Origin of the sequence: Nocardioides sp. (genome assembly GCF_050699375.1) — a bacterium.
Taxonomy (GTDB): Bacteria; Actinomycetota; Actinomycetes; order Propionibacteriales; family Nocardioidaceae; genus Nocardioides.
The window spans coordinates 22,609-28,839 of sequence record NZ_JBOHDN010000074.1; the positions used below are offsets into that span (position 1 = coordinate 22,609).

A 6,231-nucleotide genomic window follows, 5' to 3' on the forward strand; every position below is an offset into this window, starting at 1 on the left:
CTGCTTCGTGGCCTCGCCTGCTGGGCGGGGCTAGGAGTGCTGTGGCTCGCGCTGGCCGTGGGATCGAGCGTGTGGCTCTTCCTGTCCAGCGAACGGCAGGTGGTCCTGGCCGGCCACGACTCGGTCCTGCGCCCGACGCTGACGGGCAAGGCGATCATCCATACCGGACCGGTGCTGCCGGACGTACGCCTCGACGTCTCCGGCCCGGTCGGCGTCGACGTGACCCTCGGGAAGACCGAGCTGAACTCGATGGACGAGCTCTTCGAGCGCTATGCGGTCCTCGGGTCGGCGCCCGACGGTCAGCGTGCGGTCGTGGTCGAACAGGTCGAGTCGATGCTCGTCGCGGCAGCGGTCCGTGGCGCCGCGGCCTCCTTGGCGATCGTCGCCGGGGGAGTGCTGGTGTGGTGGTTGCCCGGCTCACGGCGCCGTGCTGACCTGGTCGGACGCGTCAAGGAGAGCGCGCGTACGCGGCATGGCCTCACCACCGCAGGCGTCGGCGTGGTCACCGTGGCCGTGCTCGTGGCCGCCGTCTGGCAGCCCTGGGGCGAGCCGGGGCCCCCGGCCGCGGACAAGGAGGCCGGCCCGGTCGCCGGCGACTGGACCCCGTTGTCCGACTTCCTCGGTCCCGAGATCCCGCTACCCGACGAGCTGGGCGGCGTGCAGGTCCGTGGCGACGCCTACGCGAACCAGACCCGTCGCCTGGTGGCCAGCGCCGTCGACACCTACAACTCCAGCCGCACCTTCTACGAGAAGGTGGTCGCCGAGGTGCCGGACCTCGACCTTCGCCAGCCGTCCGCGGACGAGACGGTGGCGATCCTCGTCTCCGACCGGCACGACAACGTCGGCATGGACGCCGTGGTCCGCGCGGTCGCCGACGAGGGTGGCGCGACCGGGATCCTCGACGCCGGTGATGACACGTCGACCGGCTCCGACTGGGAGACCTTCTCCCTCGACTCGCTCACCGACGCGAGCGACGGCCTGGACAAGTGGGCGGTCACCGGCAACCACGACCACGGCCCGACGGTCGGCGACTACCTGGCTAAGAAGGGCTGGACGGTGCTCGACGGCGAGGTCGTCGACGGGCCCGGTGACTCGACGCTCCTGGGTGTTCCCGACCCGCGCACCAGCGGCCTGGGCAACTGGGTCGATGACCAGGGAATCGGTTTCGAGGAGGCCGGTTCGAAGCTCGCCGACATCGCCTGCGCTTCGATGGAGGACGGTACGCCGATCGCGACCCTCCTCGTCCACGACCCTTCGCTGGGTCGGGAGACGCTGCGCAGGGGCTGCGCGACCCTCGTCGTCGGTGGTCACCGCCACGTACACCTGGGCCCGGGCGAGGTGGAGGGCGAGAACGGCCACATCGGCTGGACCTACACCAACGGCACCACCGGCGGTGCTGCGTACGCCTTCGCGATGGGGAAGATCCGCCGCACCGCCGAGGTCACCCTGATCACGTACGCAGACGGCCTCCCCGTCGGTCTCCAGTCGGTCGAGCTGGAGACCAACGGTGCCCTCACCGCTCACACGTACGTTCCGCTCGAGCCCACGCCGACGAGCCGCTAGACCCGTTGACGGCTAGACCGGTCGTGCTCGTAGGTCTCCCAGAAGGTGGCTCCGGTGATGCCGAGCGCATGCGGGTCGAAGACCGGGTCGAGCCCCTGCTTCTTCTGCCGTTCGTAGTCTCGGAGCGCCGCGAACGCGGGCTGCTGGAGGACGAGGATCCCGATGATGTTCAGCCACGCCATCAGGCCGACGCCGATGTCGCCGAGCGTCCAGGCGTCGCTGGCCGTCGACACGCAGCCGTAGGCCGAGGCGGCGAGGATCAGCGCCTGCAGCAGCAGGGTGACCAAGCGCCCGAGCGAGACGCCGCGCGGCCCGCCCAGCGGTACGGTCGCGAAGCGGCCGACGATGAAGCGCAGGTTGGTCTCGGCCATGTAGTAGTAGGCCACCATCGTGGTGAAGCAGAAGAACGCCAGGGAGACCGCGATGAAGGACGCGCCGATGCCGGGGAACACGGTGTCGAAGGCCGTCTGCGTGTAGGCCGGACCGACCTCGGTCCCGGCGGCGAGAACGCCACCGTCCGCGAGCACGCCACCGCTCTCGCTGCCGCCCTCGAAGACGCGGTAGGCACCGGTGGAGAGGATGAGGAAACCGGTCGCGGAGCAGACGAACAGGGTGTCGACGTACACGGCGAACGCCTGCACGAGACCCTGCTTGGCGGGGTGCGAGACCTCGGCCGCGGCCGCCGCGTGCGGGCCCGTGCCCTGGCCGGCCTCGTTGGAGTAGACGCCACGCTTGACGCCCCACATCACGGCCATACCCAGCACGGCGCCGAACGTGGAGTGGAGGCCGAAGGCGCTCGAGAAGACGTCGCTGAGGACCGCCGGGATCCGGTCGGCGTTCACGATGACGACGACCATGGCGACGATGACGTACGCGACCGCCATGAACGGCACCACCAGGGTCGCGAAGGACGCGATGCGCTTGACCCCGCCGATCACGACGAAGGCGAGCACGATGACCGTCGCGATCGCGACGCCCCAGGTCGGGACTCCCCAGGCGTTGGTCATCGCGGCGGACATCGAGTTCGCCTGCACTCCGGGCAGGAGTACGCCGCACGCCAGCACGGTCACGGCCGCGAAGATGAACCCGTAGATCGTGAAGTAGCGGCCGGCACGGGTGTGCGCGAACGCCTGGCTGAAGTAGTAGGCCGGACCGCCGCGGTATTCACCGGTCAGCGGGTCGCGGGTCTTGTAGACCTGACCCAGCGTGCTCTCCACGAACGACGTCGAGGCACCCAGGAACGCGACCGCCCACATCCAGAACATCGCACCGGGCCCGCCGAACGCGATCGCGGTCGCGACACCGGCGATGTTGCCTGTCCCGACACGCCCGGCGAGCGACATCGCCAGTGCCTGGAACGAGGAGACCCCGGAGGACGACTTCTCGCCGCGCGCCAGGAGGTGGATCATCTCGGGGAAGTGCCGCACCTGCAGGAACCGAGACCTCATGGAGAAGAACACCCCCACCGCGAGGCAGAGATACACGAGCCAGTCACTCCATATGACCGCGCTGATCGCGCCCAAGACGTCCGTCATCCGCTTTCCCTTCGTGTGCCGTTCGATCGGAAGAAAGGGAACCATCTCAGACCTGGATCAGGCGAATGTTTTCGAGGGGTGCTCGACGTCACGTCGCGGGGTTCTCGTGAGACCGACACGGTGCTCTCCTCGGGTCGGATGCCCCGCTGGCTGCGCACTTCGGTCCGCGACTGGCTACGATTGTCCAGCCGTTCGGAGACGCGCGGCATGCCGGTGTAGCTGAGTTGGTACAGCAGGGTCCTTGTAAGACCAAGATCGCAGGTTCGAGTCCTGTCACCGGCTCCACGAGGATTGTCGGTCGTCACATCTAGTGTCACCGCCATGAGAGTTTGTACGGGGTGTGGCGCGCCCCTTCTGAAGCGCCATCAACTCAGGTTCTGCAGCAACGCTTGCCAGCGCGCGATGGAACGTCGCGAGAAGATCGAGCGATGGTTGACGACCGGCGAGGCAAGGCTGAGCGGAAGTCGGCGCCACTACGTGAAGCTCCATCTGATGGAGGACCAGGCAGGTCTGTGCGCGATATGCGCATGTCCGGCGTCATGGAACGCCCTTGAGTTGACCTTCGTGCTCGACCACATCGACGGCGACGCGTCGAACAACAGGCGCGAGAACCTCCGGCTTCTCTGTCCGAACTGTGACAGCCAGCTCCCGACGTACAAAGCGAAGAACCGCGGCAAGGGCCGCGCCTGGCGTCGCCAGAGGTACGCCGACGGCAAGTCCTACTGATCAGCGGAGCTGAGTGACCGCGTACGTCGCCGGCGGGTCGGCGATGTCGTCCTGGCTCGCGATCAGCTCGAGCTCTCGGCGACCCGACTTCAGGGTGCGGTCGAGGATCGCGAAGAGGGTGTTCGCGGTGTGGCCGAGGGCGGTCGGGGTCGATCCTGTGGAGAGCAGGTGGGAGAGGTAGACCGCCGCCGTGACGTCGCCGCCACCGTTGGGCGAGATGGGCAGCAGGGGAGTGGTGACCGACCAGGCGCCCTCGTCGGAGACGGCGACCAGGTCGAGGTGGGTGGGGTCGGCCTCGGTGATCACCGAGGTGACGAGGACGTTCGAGGGGCCCTTCGAACGGACCACGTCGACGGCGGCGAGCACCTCCTCGAGCGTGTCGGTCGACCCGACGCCGGCCAGGAAGTTGAGCTCGAAGTGGTTGGGGGTGATCACGTCGGCGGCCGGTACGACCTCGTCCCGCATGAACTCCGGGATGCCTTCGCGGACGAACATGCCACGCCCGACGTCACCCATCACCGGGTCGCAGCAGTAGAGAGCGCGGGGGTTGAGCGCCTTCACCCGGCGGGCGGCGTCGAGGATGATCGCGCCGACGGCAGGATCGCCCTGGTAGCCGGACAGCACGGCGGAGACGGTGGAGAGACCGTCACGCTCCGAGATCCCTTCGATGACCTCGGCGACCTGGTCGGCGGCGACGACGGGCCCGCGCCACGCGCCGTAGCCGGTGTGGTTGGAGAAGTTGACCGTGAGCACCGGCCAGACCTCGTGACCGAGCCGCTGGATCGGGAAGACGGCCGCCGAGTTGCCGACGTAGCCGAAGGCGACATGCGACTGGATGGAGAGGATCTGCATGGGTCCTATTCTGCGCCCGCGGGCTCAGGCGGCCTTCTTCTGGGCCTTGTTCGGGGGCGACTTCTGCGCTGCCTTCTGGGACGGGTCGTGGAGCAGCCAGGCGGCCAGCGCACCACCGACGGCGCCGAAGAGGTGGCCCTGCCAGGAGACCCCGGCCTGCCCGGGAAGCACGCCGAGAAGAAGGCTGCCGTAGGCCAGGAAGATGAGCACGCCGATGATGATCTGGCCGACGCGATGGCTGAACATGCCCCGCAGGATCAGGTAGACCAGCCAGCCGAAGATCAGCATCGAGGTCCCGGCGGTGATGCTGCCCGGGGGAGACATCAGCCAGACGCCCACACCTCCGACCACCCAGATGATGATCGTCGCCACGATCCCGCGGCCGACCCCGGAGGCGAGCACCAGGAAGCTGAGGATCAGCGCCGGCAGCGTGTTGCCGTAGAGGTGGGCCCAGCCGAAGTGGAGCACCGGGGCGAAGGCGATGCCGAGCAGCCCCGCGTCGGTGCGCGGCACGATGCCGAGCGTGTCGAGCTGGTGTCCGCTGATGTAGTCGGTGGCCTCGAGCACCCACAGCAGAGCGACGAAACCGAGGGCCCAGAGCCCGGCACGGAGCCAGTGGGTGGGTTGCGTACGCGTGGGGGATGCCTGGCTCACGCCCAAAAGCCTACATACAGCGTCCTACCGACCGCTCCTGCCGACCACTCCTATCGCGACTCCACAGCGGCGAGCCGTTGCTCGAGACTCTCGTAGAGATAGGGGACGGCGGCCGGGTGGGGGCCGGTCTCGTAGAGCTCGGTCGCCAGTGCTCGCGGTGACTCGCCGGTATGCTCTGCGGCCCAGGTGCCACCGGAGTCGATGATCTTCCCGCCGGGGAGCGGCAGGACGGAATCGGCCGACAGCGCCACCCAGCGGCCGTCGTCGCCGCCGTCATCGAGCCAGGCGATCGGCACGGCGTACGCCTCGCCCTCGGTCGTCTCGGCCTCGAGCGTGATCCGGCGGCCGACCGGGTGCGCCCCCTGCCTTGTCCACAGGACCGTCGCGACGTCGAACCGGTCCTCGTCGGCCGCCGTGCCGAGGATCAGGTGGTCGGCGAAGGTCGCCCAGTCACGTACGTCACCGTCGGGAAACTCCGGCGGACCCGCCCGGTCCAGCAGGAGCCGGCCGCCGAGAGCGGCGGCCCAGACGGCCAGGATGACCGCGACGATGGTGCCGATGACCGCGACACCGCGCGGGACGGACAGCGTCGGTCCAGTCCTGTTCTCGCCCACCTGGCCCCCGTTCAGTGCCGATGGGCCGATCCTAACCGGCGTCGGTGGACGTCAGCCCGAGTTCGGTCCGGCAGTTCACTCCGGCAGTTCACTCCGGCAGTTCACTCCGGCAGTTCACTCCGGAAGGGACCAGTCGATCGGCGAGGCACCCTGCTCGGCGAGGAGCGCGTTGGCGCGGGAGAACGGCCGGGATCCGAAGAACCCGCGGCGGGCCGAGAGTGGCGAGGGGTGGACCGACTTGATCGCGGGCACCTGGTCGAGCTTCGGCTCGAGGTTCTGGGCGTGCC

At 68.8% G+C, this 6,231-nt stretch carries 6 protein-coding genes, 1 tRNA gene and 1 pseudogene; 3 read left to right on the forward strand and 5 right to left on the reverse strand.

What is annotated here, in order from left to right; genetic code table 11:
* Positions 1-69: 69 nt before the first annotated feature.
* Complete coding sequence (locus ACRDPS_RS05235) at positions 70-1,563, forward strand: metallophosphoesterase (RefSeq protein ID WP_431500572.1); 1,494 nt, start codon at positions 70-72, stop codon at positions 1,561-1,563.
* Here ACRDPS_RS05235 and ACRDPS_RS05240 read toward each other — a convergent pair.
* Positions 1,560-3,098, reverse strand: coding sequence for an alanine/glycine:cation symporter family protein (locus tag ACRDPS_RS05240; RefSeq protein ID WP_431500573.1), 1,539 nt, complete (start codon positions 3,096-3,098; stop codon positions 1,560-1,562). The two genes, ACRDPS_RS05235 and ACRDPS_RS05240, sit on opposite strands and share 4 nt — an antisense overlap.
* Before the next feature lie 209 nt (positions 3,099-3,307).
* On the opposite strand from ACRDPS_RS05240, the gene ACRDPS_RS05245 reads away from it, so the two are divergent.
* Positions 3,308-3,383 (forward strand) — tRNA-Thr (locus ACRDPS_RS05245).
* 117 nt (positions 3,384-3,500) lie between these two features.
* On the forward strand, positions 3,501-3,824 hold the full coding sequence (locus tag ACRDPS_RS05250; RefSeq protein WP_431500574.1) for an HNH endonuclease signature motif containing protein: 324 nt from the start codon (positions 3,501-3,503) through the stop codon (positions 3,822-3,824).
* Here the strand turns inward: ACRDPS_RS05250 and pdxY are convergent, their stop codons facing one another.
* From pdxY to ACRDPS_RS05270, 4 genes and pseudogenes are all read right to left on the reverse strand, one after another.
* On the reverse strand, positions 3,825-4,676 hold the full coding sequence (gene pdxY, locus ACRDPS_RS05255) for a pyridoxal kinase PdxY (protein ID WP_431500575.1): 852 nt from the start codon (positions 4,674-4,676) through the stop codon (positions 3,825-3,827).
* Between the two features lie 24 nt (positions 4,677-4,700).
* Positions 4,701-5,330, reverse strand: a complete 630-nt coding sequence (locus ACRDPS_RS05260; RefSeq protein ID WP_431500576.1) for a rhomboid family intramembrane serine protease — start codon at positions 5,328-5,330, stop codon at positions 4,701-4,703.
* Positions 5,331-5,380: 50 nt separating this feature from the next.
* Positions 5,381-5,944, reverse strand: coding sequence for a hypothetical protein (locus ACRDPS_RS05265; protein ID WP_431500577.1), 564 nt, complete (start codon positions 5,942-5,944; stop codon positions 5,381-5,383).
* Between the two features lie 114 nt (positions 5,945-6,058).
* A pseudogene (locus ACRDPS_RS05270) lies at positions 6,059-6,231 on the reverse strand (uracil-DNA glycosylase); the annotation flags it as partial.